Annotated in this window: 24 protein-coding genes; 11 read left to right on the top strand and 13 right to left on the bottom strand. The window is 74.2% G+C overall.

Going from position 1 to position 18,723, the window contains the following annotated elements; genetic code table 11:
* Positions 1 to 29 precede the first annotated feature (29 nt).
* The 5 genes from gcvH to ACFY2K_RS26895 all read right to left on the bottom strand — a co-directional run bounded on the left by gcvH (position 30) and on the right by ACFY2K_RS26895 (position 2,170).
* On the bottom strand, positions 30 to 410 hold the full coding sequence (gene gcvH / locus ACFY2K_RS26915) for a glycine cleavage system protein GcvH (protein ID WP_387714694.1): 381 nt from the start codon (positions 408 to 410) through the stop codon (positions 30 to 32).
* A 60-nt stretch (positions 411 to 470) separates the two neighbouring features.
* Complete coding sequence (locus ACFY2K_RS26910) at positions 471 to 1,097, bottom strand: DUF2306 domain-containing protein (protein ID WP_387714691.1); 627 nt, start codon at positions 1,095 to 1,097, stop codon at positions 471 to 473.
* Between the two features lie 94 nt (positions 1,098 to 1,191).
* Positions 1,192 to 1,659, bottom strand: a complete 468-nt coding sequence (locus ACFY2K_RS26905) for an NUDIX domain-containing protein (protein WP_387714688.1) — start codon at positions 1,657 to 1,659, stop codon at positions 1,192 to 1,194.
* Positions 1,660 to 1,733: 74 nt separating this feature from the next.
* Positions 1,734 to 1,973 carry a hypothetical protein gene (locus tag ACFY2K_RS26900; protein WP_387714685.1) on the bottom strand — a complete coding sequence of 80 codons (240 nt, stop codon included), beginning with the start codon at positions 1,971 to 1,973 and terminating at the stop codon, positions 1,734 to 1,736.
* On the bottom strand, positions 1,970 to 2,170 hold the full coding sequence (locus ACFY2K_RS26895) for a hypothetical protein (RefSeq protein WP_380641856.1): 201 nt from the start codon (positions 2,168 to 2,170) through the stop codon (positions 1,970 to 1,972). The genes ACFY2K_RS26900 and ACFY2K_RS26895 overlap by 4 nt, the downstream gene beginning before the upstream one ends.
* Before the next feature lie 120 nt (positions 2,171 to 2,290).
* Between ACFY2K_RS26895 and ACFY2K_RS26890 the strand changes: the two genes are divergently transcribed.
* From ACFY2K_RS26890 to ACFY2K_RS26870, 5 genes are all read left to right on the top strand, one after another.
* Positions 2,291 to 3,130 (top strand): DUF5753 domain-containing protein, encoded by an 840-nt coding sequence (locus ACFY2K_RS26890; protein WP_380641853.1) that lies wholly within the window; start codon positions 2,291 to 2,293, stop codon positions 3,128 to 3,130.
* Positions 3,115 to 3,324: a DUF397 domain-containing protein gene (locus ACFY2K_RS26885; protein WP_380641851.1), complete on the top strand. Its 210-nt coding sequence runs from the start codon at positions 3,115 to 3,117 to the stop codon at positions 3,322 to 3,324. Before ACFY2K_RS26890 ends, ACFY2K_RS26885 begins: the two co-directional genes overlap by 16 nt.
* Before the next feature lie 113 nt (positions 3,325 to 3,437).
* On the top strand, positions 3,438 to 3,644 hold the full coding sequence (locus ACFY2K_RS26880; protein WP_387714680.1) for a DUF397 domain-containing protein: 207 nt from the start codon (positions 3,438 to 3,440) through the stop codon (positions 3,642 to 3,644).
* A 200-nt stretch (positions 3,645 to 3,844) separates the two neighbouring features.
* Positions 3,845 to 4,879, top strand: coding sequence for a zinc-binding dehydrogenase (locus tag ACFY2K_RS26875; RefSeq protein ID WP_387714677.1), 1,035 nt, complete (start codon positions 3,845 to 3,847; stop codon positions 4,877 to 4,879).
* Positions 4,880 to 4,962: 83 nt separating this feature from the next.
* The gene (locus tag ACFY2K_RS26870) at positions 4,963 to 6,264 is read left to right on the top strand and encodes a hypothetical protein (protein ID WP_380526921.1); all 1,302 of its coding nucleotides are present in this window, start codon (positions 4,963 to 4,965) and stop codon (positions 6,262 to 6,264) included.
* An 84-nt stretch (positions 6,265 to 6,348) separates the two neighbouring features.
* Here ACFY2K_RS26870 and ACFY2K_RS26865 read toward each other — a convergent pair whose 3' ends face one another.
* Positions 6,349 to 7,071 (bottom strand): hypothetical protein, encoded by a 723-nt coding sequence (locus tag ACFY2K_RS26865; RefSeq protein ID WP_387714674.1) that lies wholly within the window; start codon positions 7,069 to 7,071, stop codon positions 6,349 to 6,351.
* 150 nt (positions 7,072 to 7,221) lie between these two features.
* On the opposite strand from ACFY2K_RS26865, the gene ACFY2K_RS26860 reads away from it, so the two are divergent.
* Positions 7,222 to 8,709, top strand: coding sequence for a DUF4157 domain-containing protein (locus tag ACFY2K_RS26860; protein ID WP_387714671.1), 1,488 nt, complete (start codon positions 7,222 to 7,224; stop codon positions 8,707 to 8,709).
* Between the two features lie 16 nt (positions 8,710 to 8,725).
* On the opposite strand, the gene ACFY2K_RS26855 is transcribed toward ACFY2K_RS26860, so the two are convergent.
* The 5 genes from ACFY2K_RS26855 to ACFY2K_RS26835 form a co-directional block, all read right to left on the bottom strand.
* Positions 8,726 to 9,376, bottom strand: a complete 651-nt coding sequence (locus ACFY2K_RS26855; protein ID WP_387714669.1) for a DUF1707 domain-containing protein — start codon at positions 9,374 to 9,376, stop codon at positions 8,726 to 8,728.
* A gap of 127 nt (positions 9,377 to 9,503) precedes the next feature.
* Positions 9,504 to 10,037 carry a hypothetical protein gene (locus ACFY2K_RS26850; RefSeq protein WP_387714666.1) on the bottom strand — a complete coding sequence of 178 codons (534 nt, stop codon included), beginning with the start codon at positions 10,035 to 10,037 and terminating at the stop codon, positions 9,504 to 9,506.
* Positions 10,038 to 10,111: 74 nt separating this feature from the next.
* On the bottom strand, positions 10,112 to 11,131 hold the full coding sequence (locus tag ACFY2K_RS26845; RefSeq protein WP_380641835.1) for a pentalenene synthase: 1,020 nt from the start codon (positions 11,129 to 11,131) through the stop codon (positions 10,112 to 10,114).
* A gap of 206 nt (positions 11,132 to 11,337) precedes the next feature.
* Positions 11,338 to 11,649 (bottom strand): hypothetical protein, encoded by a 312-nt coding sequence (locus ACFY2K_RS26840; RefSeq protein ID WP_387714664.1) that lies wholly within the window; start codon positions 11,647 to 11,649, stop codon positions 11,338 to 11,340.
* 303 nt (positions 11,650 to 11,952) lie between these two features.
* Positions 11,953 to 12,252 (bottom strand): hypothetical protein, encoded by a 300-nt coding sequence (locus tag ACFY2K_RS26835; RefSeq protein WP_387714661.1) that lies wholly within the window; start codon positions 12,250 to 12,252, stop codon positions 11,953 to 11,955.
* Positions 12,253 to 12,649: 397 nt separating this feature from the next.
* Here ACFY2K_RS26835 and ACFY2K_RS26830 point away from each other — a divergent pair, with 397 nt between their 5' ends.
* Positions 12,650 to 13,090 (top strand): AAA family ATPase, encoded by a 441-nt coding sequence (locus tag ACFY2K_RS26830; RefSeq protein ID WP_387714768.1) that lies wholly within the window; start codon positions 12,650 to 12,652, stop codon positions 13,088 to 13,090.
* A gap of 80 nt (positions 13,091 to 13,170) precedes the next feature.
* Here the strand turns inward: ACFY2K_RS26830 and ACFY2K_RS26825 are convergent, their stop codons facing one another.
* Positions 13,171 to 13,680, bottom strand: a complete 510-nt coding sequence (locus ACFY2K_RS26825; protein WP_380526908.1) for a MarR family winged helix-turn-helix transcriptional regulator — start codon at positions 13,678 to 13,680, stop codon at positions 13,171 to 13,173.
* 52 nt (positions 13,681 to 13,732) lie between these two features.
* Between ACFY2K_RS26825 and ACFY2K_RS26820 the strand changes: the two genes are divergently transcribed.
* The 4 genes from ACFY2K_RS26820 to ACFY2K_RS26805 all read left to right on the top strand — a co-directional run bounded on the left by ACFY2K_RS26820 (position 13,733) and on the right by ACFY2K_RS26805 (position 17,482).
* Positions 13,733 to 14,224 (top strand): MarR family winged helix-turn-helix transcriptional regulator, encoded by a 492-nt coding sequence (locus tag ACFY2K_RS26820; RefSeq protein WP_387714658.1) that lies wholly within the window; start codon positions 13,733 to 13,735, stop codon positions 14,222 to 14,224.
* 140 nt (positions 14,225 to 14,364) lie between these two features.
* A protein-coding gene (locus ACFY2K_RS26815; protein ID WP_387714765.1) for an IS5 family transposase occupies positions 14,365 to 15,212 on the top strand; the annotation gives its coding sequence in 2 pieces (ribosomal slippage) (positions 14,365 to 14,728 and positions 14,728 to 15,212; 849 coding nt in all).
* A gap of 253 nt (positions 15,213 to 15,465) precedes the next feature.
* Positions 15,466 to 16,143 (top strand): HAD family hydrolase, encoded by a 678-nt coding sequence (locus ACFY2K_RS26810; protein ID WP_380590638.1) that lies wholly within the window; start codon positions 15,466 to 15,468, stop codon positions 16,141 to 16,143.
* Between the two features lie 157 nt (positions 16,144 to 16,300).
* Positions 16,301 to 17,482 carry a MinD/ParA family protein gene (locus ACFY2K_RS26805; RefSeq protein ID WP_387714655.1) on the top strand — a complete coding sequence of 394 codons (1,182 nt, stop codon included), beginning with the start codon at positions 16,301 to 16,303 and terminating at the stop codon, positions 17,480 to 17,482.
* Between the two features lie 475 nt (positions 17,483 to 17,957).
* Here ACFY2K_RS26805 and ACFY2K_RS26800 read toward each other — a convergent pair whose 3' ends face one another.
* Positions 17,958 to 18,695, bottom strand: a complete 738-nt coding sequence (locus ACFY2K_RS26800) for a dienelactone hydrolase family protein (protein WP_387714652.1) — start codon at positions 18,693 to 18,695, stop codon at positions 17,958 to 17,960.
* Positions 18,696 to 18,723: the final 28 nt, after the last annotated feature.

Genomic DNA, 18,723 nt, shown 5'->3' with positions numbered 1-18,723 from the left:
CCGCACGCGAGCAGCACGTCGAACCGGCCCTACTCCTTGATGAGGGCCGCGTACTGGGCGGCCGTGAGGAGGGTGTCCAGCTCGGCGGGCTCGGTCAGCTCCAGTTCGATGAGCCAGGTGGCGTGCGCGTCCTCGTTGATGTCCTCGGGTGCGGCGTCCAGGTCCTCGTTGATGGCCGTGACCTTGCCGGAGACCGGGGCGTAGAGCTCGCTGACCGACTTGACGGACTCCACGCTGCCGAACGGCCGCCCGGCGTCGAAGGTGTCCCCCACCTTGGGGAGTTCGACGAAGACGATGTCGCCGAGCTGGCGCTGGGCGTGGTCGGTGATGCCCACCCGGGCCTTGTTCCTGCCGGTGGGCTGCACCCACTCGTGCGAGTCGGTGTACTTGAAATCCTTCGGGTAGGCCATGGCGTCTCTCCGTGGGGACGAGTTGTTGTGCTGACGGTCCGTCAGCCAGGGAGGAGCCTGCTACAGATCTCCGCCGCCGGGTGCGACCTTCACCCGACCGGGTGAGCGGGTGAACCACCACGCCAGCGCGAGGTTGGGCACCCAGCACAGCCAGGCGATCGCCAGGTAGGAGGTGCGGAAGTCCAGGTGGGCGACCTGGGCGGCCACCAGCATGAGGCGCAGCGTGACGGCGGCGAAGGTGAGGGCGAAGCTGCGGACCATCCAGCGCCGGTGGTCCTCCACCCGGCCGCGCAGGATCATCCGCAGTCCGGTGGCGCCGGTGAGCAGCCAGGCGACGCCCAGGCAGGCGAAGCCGAGCCCGGAGAGCGCGCCGCCGTAGGCGTGCGGCGCCAGCAGGAGTGCGCCGATGCCGCCGACCAGGCAGCCCAGCAGGTAGGTGGTGCCGACGGCGCGGTGCAGGCGCGGGGAGCGGCGGCGCAGCCGGGTGGAGAACTGCCAGGGCCCGAGGAGCAGAGCGACGGCGGCGCCGAAGATGTGGAGGCCCAGGGGCAGTTGGTGCGCCAGGTAGGTGGCGCGCTGTTGGGTGAAGTAGGTGTCCGGGTCGAAGCTCGCGTACTTGGCCGCGTACAGGACGATCAGTGTGGACAGCACGGTCATGACGGCCCAGCCGCCCCGAGTGATGCGCATGGCCCGAGTGTCGGGCGCACCGGCGGGCAGCGGGATGGGGGCATCCCCCCGATCTGCCCTGGGGCTGACCGGGGGATGGGCATGTGACGGAGCGTCAGTCGGGGCGCTGGCCGTGGAGGAGGAGGGGGAGGGCGCGGCCGGTGAGGGCTTCGGTGGTGCGGGCGGCCTGGGAGGGGGCCATGTGGTTGGGGAGTTCGTGGACGGGGACGAAGCGGGCGCCGTGCAGGCGGCTTCGCTTCTGGGGCGGGACGGTGAGGGGGTGTTCGTCGCGCAGGGTGCCGCCGTCGAAGACGAGGTTGAAGCGTTCCAGGTAGCGGTCGGAGGGGGTGTAGTCGAGGGCGACGGCGTGGGTCAGGCGCAGGACGATGCCGGTCTGGGCGTGGAGGTGGCGGGCGGCGGCGCGGTGCGGGGGCTCGTTGGCCTTGCCGGGGCCGCCGGGCAGGATCATGCCGTCGAGGTAGTCGGGGTCGACGAGCAGGACGTCGCCGTGCTGGTTGCGGACCAGGACGAGGCAGCCGAGCCGGCAGACGGGGGGCTTGGCGAGGAGGCGGGGGTCGTGCACGGGGGGTTCACTTCCTGAGAGCAGCGAAGAGAAGGAGGGCGAGGCAGGCCCACCAGAGCAGGCGGGGGATGAGTTCAGTCGTCATAGGTGAGGCGCTCGTAGCGCAGGCCCTTGCGCAGCAGGTCCACGATGCGCAACAGGTCCAGGGGGCGGGCGGTGAGGTGCAGCAGGTACTCGCACGTCATCTGACCCGTGTCCCAATCCACCTCCAGGGTGGGCAACTTGACCCGGCCCAGGGCGAGGACGGTGGTCAGGTCGTCCAGGACGGCGGCGGCCTGCCGGCGCTGCTCGGCCGTGACGCGGGAGAGGGTCACAACTCCCCCGGCCGCTTGTGGACTTCGAAGAGCCGCCAGGCGGAGAACGCCTCGGTGAAGGAGGAGAAGCCGCTGCGCTCACCGTCGGGCCTGCACAGCCACGCCCCGGTGCACTCGTTGCGCACCCGGTAGCACCGGGCCTCGGTGTCCCAGCGGACACCGTACCCGTGGAGACGGGGGACTTGGTCTTGAGCCATGGCAAGGGAACTCTCTGCGATGGAAGTTTCACTTTCTGTTGCACATGGTGGCCCAGTGTCGCCTAGCATCGGAAGTGGCCTGCGAGTTGCCTACGGGCGCCTTGAAAGTTGGGGACTGCCATGAACAAGAAGAAGATTGACCCTGAGTCCAGCCCTTGGGCGCCCTTCGGGATCCAACTCCGCAACTTCCGCGAGGACAGGAAGCTCCTCCTGGACGACCTGGCGCCGCTCCTGGAGTGCTCCTCGTCGCACCTCTCCTACATCGAACTTGCGCACCGACCGCCGAGTCGCAGGCTCGCGGAGCTGGCGGACATCGCGCTCAACACGGGCGGCACGATGGTGCTGATGTGGTACCAGCTGAAGAACGCGGCGATCCTGGAGGGCTTTCCGGAGTACGCACGCTACGAGGGCCTCGCGGAGCAGATCAGGATCATCGAGGTCAATGTCGTCAACGGGCTTCTGCAGACTCGGGCCTACGCAACGGCCATCGAGATGAGCTACGCCAGGCAGACCGGCGGATGCGAGAAGCTGGCCGAGGAACGCATCGAGTTCAGGCTCGCACGCCAGAAGATCCTGGACCGCCCTTCTCCGCCGCTCCTGCACGTGGTGTTGGACGAAAGCTGCCTGAGGAGGGTCGTCGGCGGGCGTGACGCTATGGTCGAGCAACTGCTTCACCTTGAGGAAATGACAACTCGCCCCAATGTTGTCATCCAGGTGGTGCCATTCTCCTTGGGCGCGGACCGGGTGTTCACACACATGGCCGCCCTCCTTACCATGCCGAATCGCAAAGTTCTCGCTTACGGCGAGATCGAGCAGCGCGGCTACATCGACCGCGATACCAAGTCAACTGCCGCGCTGAGCAAGAGCTACGATCGGCTTGCGGTCGAGGCCCCTGGTCAGGCCGAATCGCGAGCTTTCATTCGTGCGGCAAGGAGGGACCTGGAGTGGATGTCGACCTGACTGGCGCTTCCTGGCGGAAGAGTTCGTACAGCGGCGGGGGCGGCGGGCAATGCGTCGAGGTTGCTGACGGTTTCGCCGATGCCATGCCCGTCCGCGACTCCAAGGACCCCTCCGGCCCCGCCCTGGTCTTCTCCACCACCGCCTGGCAGTCCTTCGTCACCGCCGTCCGCACCGGCGAACTCGACACCCACTGACCCGCCACCCCGGAGAGGCCTGGGCGGCAGGCCATCTCTGCCAGTTCAACTCCCCCAGTCACACGCAGGAAGTCGGCCCCGCCGACTTCCCACTCCACCCAGGAGAAACCGTGATGAACGTCGACTCCCCCACCACCTGGCGCAAGAGCTCATACAGCGGAGCAAACGGCGGGCAATGCGTCGAGGTTGCCGAGGGCTTCACCGGCGTCCAGCCCGTCCGCGACTCCAAGGACCCCTCCGGCCCCGCCCTGGTCTTCTCCGCCACCGCCTGGCAGTCCTTCGTCACCGCCGTCCGCACCGGCGAACTCGACGCCCGCTGACCCCAGCGCCTCAGCCCCGCCGCCCCGGCCCCCCGGGGCGGCGGGGCTTTCCCTGTTCCCCGGGCCACCGCGACTCCGGCCGGGAAGTCGACCCCGCCGACTTCCTGATCCGCCCCTCAGCGCACTTGACCTCAACCTCGCTTGAGGTCGAAGAATCCACGGTGTCGAAGTCGCCGTCACCGGACAGGAATGTGATCAGCATGCGGACCGTACAGGCAGTGCGTTTCGGGGGCCCCGAGGTTCTCGTCCCCAGCGAGGCGCCGGAACCCGCTCCCGGGCCGGGGCAGGTGCTGGTCGACGTCTCCGTCGTCGGCATCACCTTCGTCGAGACGCAGATCCGTCGTGGCGTCGACCCGTGGCACCCCAGGCCCGAACTCCCCTACGTGCCGGGCGGCATGGTGGCCGGCCGGGTGAGCGCCGTCGGGGAGGGCGTGGACCCCGGCTGGGCCGGCCGGTCGGTGCTGGCCGACGCCGGGTCGACGGGCGCCTTCGCCGAGCGGGTGGCGGCCGACGCGGGGAGCCTGGTCGCGGTGCCCGAGGGGCTGGGCCTGCCCGAGGCGGCGGCCCTGCACTCCGACGGCGCCACCGCGACGGGCCTGGTCGAGGGGGCCCGGATCGTCCCCGGGCAGTGGGTGCTGGTCGAGGCGGCGGCCGGCGGACTCGGCAGCCTGCTGGTGCAGTTGGCGCGATCCGCCGGGGCGAGGGTCATCGGCCTGGCCCGCGGGGAGCGCAAGCTCGACCTGGTCCGCGGCCTGGGCGCCGAGGCAGCCATCGACTACTCCTCCCCGGACTGGAGTGAGCAGGTCCTGCGGGTGACCGGCGGCGCGGGCGTCGACGTCGTGTTCGACGGCGTGGGCGGGGAGATCGGCCGTGCCGCCTTCGAGGTGACGGCCCGCCACGGCCGCTTCTCCGTGCACGGCGCCTCCAGCGGCCACCTCACGGCGATCGCACCCGAGCAGGCGCGGCGGCGCGGGGTGGAGGTGCTCGGGATCGAGCAGCTGTTCTCCTTCCGGGCGCGGATGCGGCCGTGGCTGGAGCAGGTGATGGCGCAGGCCCTCGCGGGCCGGGTGCGGCCGGTGATCGGGCAGACCTTCCCGCTGGAGCGGGCCGCGGACGCGCACGCCGCGATCGAGGGCCGCACGACCCTGGGCAAGACGCTGCTCCTGGTCCGACCGCGGCCGTCCCGGGGTGGCGGGTCCCGCGAGCGGTCCGTTCCGGTCGCTTTCGGCCAATAGCGGTCAGCAGCTGGTGCGGTGAGTGACCGACCCGTTACGGTCGGCCACGAATCAACCCCCGACCGAGGCGGTACACCATGGCCGTGAACCCCCGTATCGACGTCTCCACCTCCCTCGCCACCAGCGGGACCGACCTCACCCCGGAGGAACTCGCCGAAGTCGCGGCGACCATCGCCTCCGACATCTTCTTCACCACCGACATCGGCCTGCCGGGCGTGCGCGTGCCCGACGAGGTCTGGGAGCTACCGGGCGAGCGGGCGAGCGGCACCGCGGCCGTCTACTACGGCGGCGGCCGCACCCACCTGGAGAAGCCGTTCCTGTTCGCCGACGGCTTCAACTACGGCCCCAGCGACCTGCCCGCGCTGTTCAACCACTTCAACTCCCCCTACGAGAGCGGCCGTCCGGGCTTCCTCGACCAGCTCCTCACCCGCGGCCACGACGTCGTCCTGATCGGCTTCGACGAGCGCCACACCCACATCCAGCACAACGCCGACGTCGCGATCCAGGCGATCCGGCGCGCCATCGCCGAACGCGTCGGCGACCAGCCGCTGACCGTCGGCGGCGTCAGCATGGGCGGCATCATCACCCGCTACGCGCTCGCCAAGCTGGAGAACGACGGCATCGACCACCAGGCCGCCACCTACCTGTCCTGGGACTCCCCCCACAACGGCGCCTGGATCCCGCTGATCCTCCAGCAGATGGCGTACTTCTTCGAGAAGCTCGCCCCCGCCAGGCCCGGCGAGCCCTCCCAGGCCGACCTGATCCGCAGCCCCGCCGCCCAGCAGCTGCTCTGGGCCTGGGTCCCGGACGCCAAGTACTCGGGCGAGGTCGCCACCGCCAGCGAACTGCGCACCGCCTTCGTGCGCGAGCTCGCCGACCTCGGCGACTTCCCGCGCCGCCCGCGCCTGCTCGGCGTCGCCAACGGCCGCGGCGACGGCACCGGGCGCCCGCTGCCCGCCGGCGAGATCGCCTTCGACTGGCAGGCCCTGGTCGCCAGCGCCACCGCCCGCTTCCAGCCCGACCGGGGCACCGGCCAGCGCATCGGCGGCATGCACGCCGGCCTGTCGCTGCGCCGCTCCACCACCACCGAGGTCCCGGCCCTGGACGGGGTGCCCGGCGGCACCCTGGACTCCTTCGGCAAGGTCGCCGACGCCATCAAGGCGAAGATCAGCGAGGAGCACCGCAGCGGCGCCTTCGTCCCGGCGGTCAGCGCCTGCGCGCTCGTCTACGACCCCATCGCCTGGGACGTCGACCCGAACCTCAACCTCCTCGACCAGGGCCCCGAGCGCTTCCACCTGAACGAGGTCGCCTTCGACGCCGAGAACACCGAGCACAGCCACGTCTCCGGCGTCCTCGTGGAATGGATCCTGGGCCGGCTCGACTGAGCAGCCACCCGCGCCTCGCAGGAAGCAGAACAGGGAGCGCAGTGGGAAGTCGGCCCGGCCGACTTCCCACTCCCCGCACAGCCCTCACCCGCTCCGGCCGCCGGCGTGCCGGTGGCGGCGGGCCCGGGGTGCCCTCAGGCGGGCGACGGTGCGGCGGGCGGCCTCCCGGTGGTCGGGGCGGGGCGCGGGCACCCGGGGGCCGGCCAGGTCGCGGGCGGTGAGGCACTGCGCGCCGACCCCGGTCCGGTCGGCGCGGCGGACGACGGCGAGGTGCCCCTCCCCGTGGGCCTCCTCGCCGTCCTCGTCGTCCGCAGGAGCCATCAGCACGCGCAGGTCCCGGTCGTTCGACCACTCCAGGGCGAGGACCTGACGGCCGGATCCGAAGTCGCGCCCGATCAGGGACCGGACCTCGCCGCTGTCCAGGTGCACGAGCAGCAGCTCCCCCTCGAAGTGGTAGCCGCCGTCGTAGTCCCCGGTGCCCACGGCCGGCAGGGGGCGGGCCGGACGGAAGGCCATCGCGTGCACGGGCAAGCCCGTGCCGATCAGCAGACGGCGCCGGGGGCCGCCGCTGACGTCGAAGACGCCGACCCTCCCGTCCCCGCCGTCCCCGCAGCCGTCCCCGCAGCCGTCCCCGCACGCCCCGGCGACGGCGAGCAGGGCGCGCCGCCGGTCCGGGACGGCCAGGACGGGCTCGCCGAGCACGGCGAACGGGTCGTCAGGGGTCCCGGGGGTGCCGGGGGTACCGGGGGCGTCGGGGGTGCCGGGGGCGTCGGGGGTGCCGGGGCCGGTGGGCGGCGGTGGCGTCATGCCGGTGGTCCTCGCAGGGCGCGCCGGGCGGTGCCGCACCCCGTCCGAACTGCCCGTACGGGCACGCAGCGCTGCCCCCACGGCCCTTCCGCCGCACCGCGCCGCCGGATGACCATGGAAGGCCAGCGGACACCCCGGGGGGACACACCCATGCGCACACACGACGGCCGGCGGCAGCAGGGCGGCCGGGAGGACGGCACCCGGGCGGCGGGCACCGACCGCACCCCCGGCCCCGACCGCCGGCCCGCCCCGCGGCTGCTCGCCCTCCAGGCCGCCGCGGGCAACGCCGCCGTGGTCCGGATGGTGCAGCGCTCCGCCGTCGACGGCGTACTGCGCAGCGCGGGGCGCCCGCTGCAGGAGGCGACCCGCGCCGAGATGGAGGCCCGCCTGGGCGCCGACTTCTCCAACGTCCGCCTCCACGAGGGGGCGGCGGCCCGCGCCTCGGCGGCCGAGGTCGGCGCCCGCGCCTACACCTCCGGCCACCACGTCGTCATCGGGGAGGGCGGCGGCGACAAGCACACCCTCGCCCACGAGCTGACCCACGTCATCCAGCAGCGGCACGGCCCCGTGGCCGGCACCGACACCGGCACCGGACTGCGGGTCAGCGACCCCTTCGACCGCTTCGAGCGCGAGGCGGAGGCCACCGCCCGCCGGGTCATGTCCGGGCCCGCCCCCGCGGCGGCCGCGGTGGAGCAGCGCACGGCCCGTGCCGGGGCCGGCGGCGCGCTCCAGCGCACCGCCTCCGACGACCTGCCCCAGCCCGAGGAGCCGTCGGCGGCCGTCCCCGAACTGCCGGCCGCCCTCGTCCAGCAGTTGCAGGAGGCGAAGGAGACGACCGGGTCGGACGCGAAGGCCGTACGCCAGGCGGCGCTGGAGGCGCTGCTGCGCTACGTCCTGGACCACCTGCCGCAGGCCGTGGCGGACGAGGACAACCTCGTCCTCGGCTACAAGCACTCCCGCCAGGGCGCGGGCAAGGCCATGGCCCTGACCACGACCGGCACTTCGGGCGACAAGGTCACCATGGCGCTGTACCGCAACCTGTTCGACGACTACGGCCCCGCCGTCATCCACAGCACGCTGCGCCACGAGCTCATCCACGCCGCCCAGGCGATGCTGATGCCCGACGAGGACGCCGCCGACGGCGGGGACCCGCACGTCTACATGGACGTGATCAGCGACATCGGGCAGGAGACCTTCACCCTGCTCCAGCAGCCGATGCGCGAGATCGAGACCCACGTGTGGGAGCTGGAGCACGCGGGCCGCACCGGGATCGACGCCGGCTACCTGAAGGAGACCGTCGACTACCTCCTGGAGTACGCGGACGCGCTGTCCGCCAACCTCGGCCAGGCGGCCGTCACCGACCGGCACGTCGAGTACTGGAAGGCGTACCTGGAGAACTCGGTGACCGCGCTCGGGAAGGCCGCCGCCACGCCCGCCGTCACCACCCACCCCGACCGGGCCCTCGCCGAGCGGATCGCCGGGGCGCAGGCGCGGCTGCGCGGCGCCGTCGACGCCAAGGAGGCGGCGGCCCCGGCGGGCGGCAAGCGGGCGGGGGGCACCGGGCGCGGCGCCACCGGGCAGCGCAAGCGCGGCAAGCGCGGCGAGGGCGGCGAGGGCGGCGAGGGCGGCGAGGACTGACGGTCCGTCAGTAGCCTTAGGGTGGCGGGGAGTTGCGCCGGCCCCACGGCCTGCGGGGGTGGCGCACGGTGACCCGCCCGAAGCTCTTCCTGCCGATCAGCTCGATCCGCAGCCGGACCGGGGCGCCCGGGTCCGGGTCCCGGTGGCCCTTCACCTTGGAGAACTCCAGGCTCAGGCCGTAGGGGTCGACCACGATGCCCGGGCCGACGATCAGCGCCAGGTTGCCGCCCTGCATGTCGACGTCGACCTCCAGGGTGTCGTGGGTGATCACCGCCTGGGTGAAGTCCAGCTTCACGTGGCACCACTCGGCGGCGATCTCCAGGCGGCGCGGCAGCACCCAGGCGCCCACCCGCTCGGTCCTGGTGAACTTCTGCTCGATCCGCAGGACGTCCCTGCCCTCCGCCACCACCCCGGTGGCCGAGACCGACACCGGCGGCAGGTCGGCGGTCAGCGCGGCCAGGTCGGCGACGGTGCGGGCCGACAGGGCGGCCTCCACCCGCTCGTCCAGCTCCTCCGGGCTCAGCCGGCCGTCGCCCGCGGCCACGCCCAGGGCGGCCACCACCCGGTCCCGGTCCGCGTGCGAGGCCCGCAGCGCGGGCGGGGCGGCCTGCGGGGCCGCGGACTGCGGGGCCGCGGGCCGCGGGGAGGGTGAGGTCTCTCCAGGCATGGCTTCCGGTCCCCGTCCTGAATTCGGTGAAGGTCCTCGCACCGGGGTGAGCGGCACGCGGACGGCAACTTACGCTATATCGCGATACGGTATATCGCGTTGTGCGCTCCCCGCCAGGCCGGGAGCCTCAGGAACCGGCGGACTTGCGCAGGCGCTTGGCCAGGGCCGGGTCCGACTCCCACCACAGGCCGTTGCCGGCGCCCTCCCCCTCGGCGCTCTCCCCCTCGGCGGGCCCGGCGGATCCGGCGCGCTCGTCGCCGTGGACGGCCGGGAGGTAGGAGTCGCCGACCGCCCGCAGCCGCAGCGTCAGGCCCGGGACGGCCCGGACGGCGGCGAGCATCAGCAGCAGGGCCACGACGGTGTAGTACCAGGGCAGCACGGTGCGGGCCAGGACCGGCAGCAGGAAGGCGTACCCGAGACCGGTGCCCCGGCCCGAGAGCAGGAACTCCCGGTCCTCGCCGACCTCCACGGTCACCGCGTTGGAGCGGGTGCCGTCCCAGACCGTGAGCCCGACGGCATGGGTCCCGGCGGGCACCGGGAAGCGGGCGACGGCGCCCTGTCTCACCCGGCCGACCCGCACCCCGTCGATCACCACGCCGTACGAGCCCTTCACCAGGGCCACCAGCGGCGATTCGGCGTGCACGACGACGGTACCGGTCATCAACAGTCCCCCAGGAGCGGTGATCATCAAGCGGAGCGCGCCCATGATAGGGGCCGCCCGCGGCCCGCGGCACCTCAGCCCGGACGCCGTACGTCCTCGTAGCACGGGGCCGTGCGCCCCCAGTCGTGGTAGCCGCGGATCCAGGCGGCGTGGGCGTCGGCGTAGCGGGCCAGTTCGGGTACGCGGCCGCCCAGGTCGCGTTCCAACTGCGCGAGTCCGGCGCGTAGTTGGAGGAAGGTCTCGACGGAGCGGCGGGCCGTGCCGGCGACCTCGCGCAGGGCCTCGGGGCGGGCGCGGCCCTGGTGGCGCATCAGGCTCAGCACGAGGTTGGGGCGCCCGGCCGCCTCGTCGCGTTCCAGGGCGTGGACCTCGTTCATGGCGATGATCGCGTCGCAGGCGGCGATCCGCATGCCCTCCAGGTGGCTGGAGCACCAGGCCGGCAGCGGGACCTCGTAGTGGCCGGCCCGCTCGGCGAGGGCGAGCAGCGGACGCAGGCCGATCGTGCGGCGGCGGGCGCGCAGGTGGGCGGCGGGGTCGGGCAGGACGCCCAGGACGCGGTCGGCGATCTTGGTGGGCCAGCCGGCCAGGTAGTCGACCCAGTCGTGGGCGGTGCGCCGGCGCCACTCCTGGGACATGCCCTGGCCCATCCGCTGCCAGCAGTCGGCGAAGGCGGCCACGGCGGGAGCGGCCCCCGCGCCGGGGCGGGTCCCGTAGCGCAGGTGGTCCACCAGGTCCTGGCACAGGGCGACGGCGTCCTCGGTGCGGGCGGCGGCGGGCCGTGCGCCCGACCCGTCGTCCGGGCGGCCGTCGAGGCGGCCGTCGAAGTGGCCGTCGAAGTGGCCGTCGAAGTGGTTGTCGAGGAGGTAGAGCCAGCCGAGCAGGTCGAAGCAGAGGTCGAGGTCGGCGCCGGCGGCGTACGGGAAGCCGTACGCGGCGCTGTCGGCCACCCGGGAGGAGGCGTAGCGGCGCAGCGCGTCCTCGCCGTGCAGCAGGCCCGACTCCCGTACCCAGGCCAGGTGGTGGCGGCGGGCCCGGGGCAGGTCGGGGCTGACCCGACTCTCCAGGGGCACCGTGAACTCGACGTCCTGGGGCATACGCCTTCCGCACTCCCGACCGGTTCGGGGCCTGACGGCCCGGGCGAGGACCGCCGGCGCCCCCGTGGACGGTCCGGGCCCAGCGTGGTGGACCCGGCGGCGGCTGCGGAAGAGCGCAAAGGGGAGCACCCCCGGCGCACGCCGCGGCGATCACCGCCGGGTCGGTGCCCGCGCGCGGGCCCGCGTCCCCTCCGGCGGGGCGGGGGCTACCCGCCGGCGGGGGCGGCCATGCCCCAGGAGGTGTCCGCGGGGGCGGTGCCGCCCCACGAGGTGTCGGCCGGGGCGGCCCGGCCCCGGGAGGTGTCCGCCGGGGCGGCGGTGTCCGCGGGGGCGGTGCCGCCCCACGAGGTGTCGGCCGGGGCGGCCCGGCCGCTGCCGAGGGCGAGCAGGGCGGCGGCGGCGGTGCCGACGGCGATGCGCTCGCGCCTGTGGATCCTCCGACGTTCGCCGGGCCGGATCCGACAGTAGATCAGGAGGCGTGCAGTTGTTCGATCCTTTCCGGAATCCGGGGCCCGCACAGGAGGCCACCCCCGTCGACCTCCTGTGCGGGCCGCGCCGGGCCGGTCGGCCGGTCCGGTCGGACCGTGCCGGGCCGGGCCGGGCCGGTCGGACCGTGCCGGGCCGGGCCGGGCCGGTCGGACCGTGCCGGGCCGGTCGGTCCGGGAGGTCGCCCTCGCCGCCCATGTCGGCGGTGGTGCGGCGCAGCACGTTGATCGTGGTGACGACGTCGGCCTCGTCGACGCCCTGGTGGGCCCGGAGGTGGACGCGGTGGTTGCGCTCGCGGGCGCGCAGGCGGGCGGCCTCGCCGTCCTCGGTGAGGGTCATGGCGCCGGTGGCGGCGGACTCCAGGAGCCGGCCGCGGGCGGTGAGGCCGTCGAAGACGGCGGTGGAGTCGGTGGCGAGGTCGTCGTAGCGGGCCGGCCGCCGGACCAGGGTGGCGCGGTTCCAGCGGCCGGGGGGGTGGCGGCGGCGTGGTCGCGCGTCCACCAGTGCGGCCGGGTGAGGCCCTCGACGGCGAGCTGCTCGCGCAGGGCGCCCACCACCCGGTGGAACACCTCGGCGCTCCAGGCGCCGACGGGCTGGGCGGCCAGGACCGCGTGCGGGCACTCCTCGAACGCCACGGCGGTGCGCCCCCTTCACTGTTCGGACTTCGGGACGCGCCCACCGTAGGAGCTCAAGTCGCCTTGAGGTCAACCCGGTTCGCAAGGGGACGGTGGCGCCGTGGCGGCGGGTTCAGGCCGACCCCGGGCACGCCCCGGGCACGCCCCGGTCCGGGTGCCGGGGCGGGCGGGGGTCCTTTCGTGCGGTCGGCGCCGTGCCGAAACCGTCGTGCCGGAGCGGGAAGTCGTCCCCGCCGGCTTCCCGCTCCCCCGGACCGCTCCCCGCCGCCGCGGGGCCAGGGCTGACGTGGTTGCGTGGCAGAGGGATCGGGCGGCACGGTGGTGCTGATGTGCGGGCTGCCGGGGGCGGGCAAGAGCACCTACGCGGCGGGCCTGGTGCGGCGCGGCGGGCGTCCGGCTGTCGATCGACGAGGCGGTGTGGCGGCGGCCCGGGCGGCGCGACGCGGGGCCGGTGCCGACGCGGGAGGCGTTCGACCGGCCCAAGGAGGAGGTCCGCCGCGAGCAGCGGCGGGAGTTGGTGGAGCCGATGCGGGCCGGGCGCGACGTGGTGGTGGACCACACGTTCTGGAGCCGGGCCGCCCGGGACGACTACACGGCGCCGGTGGAGGCCCACGGCCGCCGGTGGGAGCCGGTCCACCCCAAGGCCGACCGGGCGACGCCGGAGCGCCGCCCGGCGGTACGCAACGGCCGGGAGGACGCGGACCGCGCCACCGTGGACGAGGCGCAGTTGGCCCGCTACCCGGCCCGCTTCGAGGAGCCGGACCGCGAGGGCGAACGGGTCGTGCCGCAGCCTCCGGGGCGAGGCCCCGGGGCGGGCGGCGGGGCTCTCCCAACCTGAACCACCCGTACGAGCGATCGTCATCACCGGGAGCGGGACCGGGACCGGCGAACCGGGCCCCGGCCCACCGCTCCACCGGTTCACGCCCGGTCCGCGACGGTACGGGCGAAATCGGCGACGAAGGCGGTGATCAGGCGCGCGAACGCGGTGCGGTCGCCCTCGCTCCAGCCCGCCATGGCCTGGGCGAAGACCACACGACGCAGCCGGTGGGCGGCCTCCGCCTGCGCGCGCCCGGCGGGGGTGAGGGCGAGCAGGGTGCGGCGGGCGTCGCGCGGGTCGCTGCCGCGTTCCAGCCAGCCCTGCTCGACGGTGCGCAGCACCAGGCGGCTGGCCCGGGGCTGGTCGACGCCCAGGGCGGCGGCGACGTCGGCGACGGCGCACGGGCCGGGGTGGGCCTCGACCGCGTCCAGGACGCCGAACAGGGTGGGGTCGATCGCGCCGGCGCCCCCGGGCCGGGCGATGCGGCCCAGCGAACGGCGGGTCTGGCTGTGGCGGATGGCGACCATGGCGCGTTCGACGGCGGCGGCGGACGCGTCCTCGACGGCGGTGTCCGGCCCGGTTTCCTGGTACTTCCTCTCCCGCTCAGACATACATGCTAGGTTACAACTTTTGTCAAAGGACATGTATCAGGGGGGACCTGTTATGCCCGAAACCGCCACACCCGCCGCCACACCCGCGCACGTGCCCGCCGCCGACCTGCCCGACGTGCCCGGGCAGCGCCCGCTCGGGTACTGGCTGCGCCACATCGACGGCGCCATCGAGCAGTCCATGGCGCGCCTGTTCGCCGCCGACGCGCTGAGCCGGCGCGACTGGCAGGTGCTCAACACCCTCTCCCACGGGCCGACGGACACCGCCGCCCTCGACACGGCGCTGGCCGCCTTCCTCTGCCCCGAGGAACCGACCGTGCGCCCGCACCTGGAAGGGCTCGCCGCCCGCGGCTGGGTCACCCTCGACGCGGACGGGCGCGCCGCCCTCACCGGGCAGGGCCGCAGCGCCCACCGGCGCGTGGCCGCGCAGGTCGCCGGGCTGCGGGAACGGCTCGCGGCCTGTCTGACGCCGCAGGAGCTCACCACCCTGACGAACCTGCTCGTGCGCTGGGCCGGACACCTGGACACCCTCGCCCAGGCGCGGTGAGCCCACCAGCCGCCCCGCACCGGACGCCCACCGACGAACCCCGACGAACCCCGACGAACCCCGACGGACTCCGGTGATCACCGGTGCCCTAGGAGTCGTCTTCAAAGCTGATCAAGTGATGGTGGATCATGTCGGTCATGGTGCGTCGTCATGAGCTGTCGGATGCCGAGTGGGCTGTGCTGTCGCGGTTCCTGCCCGCTTCGGGGGTGGCCGGTCGTCCGCGTTCGGACGACCGGCTGGTGCTGAACGGGATCGTGTGGAAGCTGCGGACCGGCACGTCCTGGCGGGACGTGCCGGAACGCTACGGCTCCTGGCAGACCCTCTACACGCGCTTCCGCAGGTGGGCGCTGGACGGCACCTTCTCCCGGATGCTCCACGCGATCCAGGCCGAGAAGGACGCGGCCGGGGACATCGACTGGCTGGTCTCCGTCGACTCCACGATCGTGCGGGCCCACCAGCACGCCACCGGCGGCAAAAAGGGGCACGCGACCGGGACGAAGCGGGTGATCACGCCCTCGGCCGATCCCGCGGAGGACTGAGCACCAAGCTCCACCTGGCCTGCGACGGACGCGGCCGCCCGCTCGCCTTCGTCCTGACCGGCGGCAACACCAACGACTGCACCCGCCTCGAAGCCGTCCTGGAGACGATCCACGTCCCCAGGATCGGGCCGGGGCGAGCGCGCACCCGGCCCGACCACGTCATCGCCGACAAGGGCTACAGCTCCCGAAAGATCCGCGCCTACCTGCGCCGACGCGGCATCCGGCACACCATTCCCGAGCGCGTCGACCAGGCGCTCGGCCGCCTCAACCGCGGCTCGCGCGGCGGCCGGCCACCCGGCTTCGACCGCCGGATCTACCGGCTCCGCAACGTTGTCGAACGCTGCTTCAACCGGTTGAAGCAGTGGCGCGGCCTAGCGACCCGCTACGACAAGACCCGCAAGTCCTACCAGGCTGCCGTCACCATCGCCTCGATCCTGCTCTGGATCTGATCTTTGAAGACGTGCCCTAGGCGTGTCTGACAATTCGCGTCGGATCAGCGCGCGGCGTCGGGGTGCGTGCATCGCAAGGCGGAGGAGGGAGTCCATGCGGTGGGGGCGCCTCCCGGCCGAAGGCTGGGGGCCATCGGCGACCGACGACGACGCGGCGAGGCGCGCTTGTGCCCTGGGGGTACCTCCCGGCCGAAGGCTGGGGGAGCGTCGCGCGCCCGGCGGGAACTGTCAGACACGCCATAAGGTGGCGGCCATGCCCACACCCATCGAACTGGTGATCTTCGACTGCGACGGCGTCCTGCTGGACAGCGAGCGCCTGGCGGTGCGGATCGACGCGCAGGTGTGCGCGGCGGTCGGCTGGCCGCTGTCCGAGGCGGAGATCGTGGAGCGCTTCGTCGGCCGCAGCCACGCCCACATGAGCGCCGAGCTGCAGGCGCACGCGAGCGTGCCGCTGGAACCCGGCTGGGAGGAGGCCTTCCAGCACCTGTACGACGAGGCGTTCGCCGCCGAACTCACCCCCGTGGACGGGGTGGTGGAGGCCCTGGCGCAACTGGCGCGGGCCGGCGTACGGGACTGCGTGGCCTCCTCCTCCGGTCACGGCCGGCTGCGCCGCACCCTGGGGCGGACCGGGCTGCTGGCCCGCTTCCAGGGGCGGGTGTTCAGCGCCGAGGACGTCGCGCACGGCAAGCCCGCCCCCGACCTGTTCCTGCACGCCGCCGCCACCACGGGCGTCGCGCCCGGGGCCTGCCTCGTGGTGGAGGACAGCACGTACGGGGTCGCCGCCGCCCGCGCGGCCGGGATGCGCTCGCTGGGCTTCCACGGCGGCCTCACCCCCGCCCACCGGCTGACCGGCCCCGGCACCCGCACCTTCGACGACATGCGCGAGCTGCCCGCCCTGGTGGCGGCCGCCGGAGAACTCCCGCTGCCCTGACCGCCCCCGCCGCACCCGCCGCCCCCGCCGCACCCGCCGCACCCGGCGAGCCCGGCGAGCCCGGCGGTGAACGGTCACGGCGGCCCGCCCCGTTGTGCCAGGTGGGGGGACCGTACGGCACCGGCGCGGTGGCGGCGTGGCGACAAGGAGGCGGAGCGTGGCGGCGGACCACACGGTCATCGAGCAGGTGCGGCGGCTGGGACGGGGCCCGGAACGGGACCTCTCCCCCGACTACGGGCTCCTGCCCCCGGCCCGCCCGGCCGAACCCGACTGGCGACGCCCCCTGGACTCCCTGGGCACGGTGCTCATCCCCCCGCAGGCCCGACCCGCACCCGCCACACCCGCCACACCCGCGACGCCCGCCCTCCCGGCGCCGCCTCCCCCGCCGTACGCCCCGCCCCTGCCCGCCCCCGCACCGGCACCGGTACCCGCACCCGTCGCCGCGCCGGCGCCCGTCGCCGCCCCGCCCGCCCCGGCCCGGCGCCCCCGGCTGCTGGGCGCCGGCCTGGGCGCCGGGCTGGGCCTGGGCCGGGGCGGGCGGGGCGAACGGGAACGGCTGGAGGCCCTCATCCGCACCCCGCTGCACCGCTCCTTCCGGATCGCGGTCATCGGCCTCAAGGGCGGCGTCGGCAAGACCTCCGCGACACTCGGGCTCGGCAGCGTCCTCGCCCAGACCCGCTCCGACAAGGTCGTCGCCGTCGACGCCAACCCGGACACCGGCACCCTGAGCCGGCGCATCCGCCGCGAGAGCCCCGCCACCGTCCAGGACCTGCTCGCGGCCGCACCCTCCATCACCGGCTACATGGACATCCGCCGCTTCACCTCGCTGACCCCCAGCGGACTGGAGGTCCTGGCCAACGACACCGACCCCACCGTCGCCGACACCTTCGGCGGCCAGGACTACCGGCGACTGGTCGACCTCCTCGCCCGCCAGTACCCGATCGTCCTCGCCGACTGCGGCACCGGCCTGCTGCACGACTCGATGAACGCCGTACTCGACCTCGCCGACCAACTCGTCATCACCGCCACCACCAGCGTCGACGGCGCCAGCGGCGCCGACACCACCCTGGACTGGCTGCACGCCAACGGCTACCACGACCTCGCACGACGCAGCATCACCCTCATCTCCGGCATCCGCGCCAAGAACCGCACGATCAACACCGACGACCTCCTCACCCACTTCCGACAACGCTCCCGCGCCGCCCTCCTCCTCCCCTTCGACGAACACCTCGCCCTCGGCGCCACCTTCGACCCCACCCGCCTGCACCCACGCACCCGCCGCGCCTACCTCCACCTCGCCGCCCACGCCACCGAAGGCATCCACCCCACCAACACCTGACCAGCCACCACCGGGCCCGACACCACGGACCCCGACGGGGACGGATCCCGACGGGACGGACCGGCACGGACCGGAACCGCCCCCCGGCCCGGGCCACGGACACGGTCACGCAACGGTGCCACCGCCCGTCGGCCCACCTACCCATCGGCCCACGCGCCAGGCGTGCCCGCGTGCCAGGCGTGGCAGGCGTGGCAGCGGGCGCCACGGCCTGGGCGTGTGATCGATCCGGCGCGGTTCGGTACCGGCCTCGTGGTGGGCCGGTCCGCGGAAGGGCTCGCCGGTGGCGGGAGCAGGCCCACGGCGTGGCGGGTCGCGGGGCGGCGGTTCTTCGAGTCGGGTGGGCGTCGGGGGCCGGGCCCTCAAAAGCGCGACAGTTGCGCGAACGGCTCGCACCGCACGCCAAGGCTCCACCGCCGTCCCGAAAACACTCGGACCAGTGATCGTCGTGGCCTCGGCGCCAGGCTGTCCGCCCGGGTCATGCCCCCTGGGCCTCCGGCACGGACAGGCACTCGGCGAGCAGGTCGACGACGTCGCGCCGGGCTCGCTGCGCGTGCCGCGGGTGGTAGCCGACGCCGGGGACCGTGGCATGGTCGACCGGGGGGTGGTGGAAGGCGTGCAGGGCGCCGCCGTAGACCGTCAGGCGCCAGTCGACACCCGCGGCCTGCATCTCAGCGGTGAACGCGTCCCGTTGCGCGGGCGCCATGATCGGGTCCTGCGACCCGACCCCGGCCCACACCGGGCAGCGAATGCGCGCCGCCCCGCCCGGCCGGTCCGTGGTCAGCGCGTCGACCGTCCCGATCGCGCGCAGGGCGGCGCCGTCGCGCCCCAGTTCCAGGGCGACGGCGCCCCCGGTGCCGTAGCCGACGGCGGCGATCCGGTCGGGGTCGGTCCGCGGTTCGCCGCGCAGCACGTCGAGCGCGGCACGGCCGATGCCCCGCATCCGGTCCGGATCGGCGAGCAGCGGCAGGCACCGGGCCGGCATCTCCTCGGGGTCGCCCACATAGCGCCCGCCGTGGAGGTCGAAGGCCAGCGCCACATATCCCAGCTCGGCGAGTGCCTCGGCCCGGCGGCACTCGACGTCGCCGAGCCCCATGCCCTCCGGTCCGAGCAGCACCGCGGGCCGGCGGTCGACACCCGCCGGGAGAGCGAGGTGGCCGATCATCGTCAAACCGTCCGCCGGGTACGCGACCGCACACGTCGCAATCGTCCCCATGGAACCGGACAGTAGTGATCCTCGAGCC

The organism is Kitasatospora sp. NPDC001309 (assembly GCF_042896295.1).
Lineage (GTDB): Bacteria > Actinomycetota > Actinomycetes > Streptomycetales > Streptomycetaceae > Kitasatospora.
The sequence above is the reverse complement of the archived record's forward strand: the minus strand, read 5'-3'. Positions and strand labels throughout refer to the sequence as shown.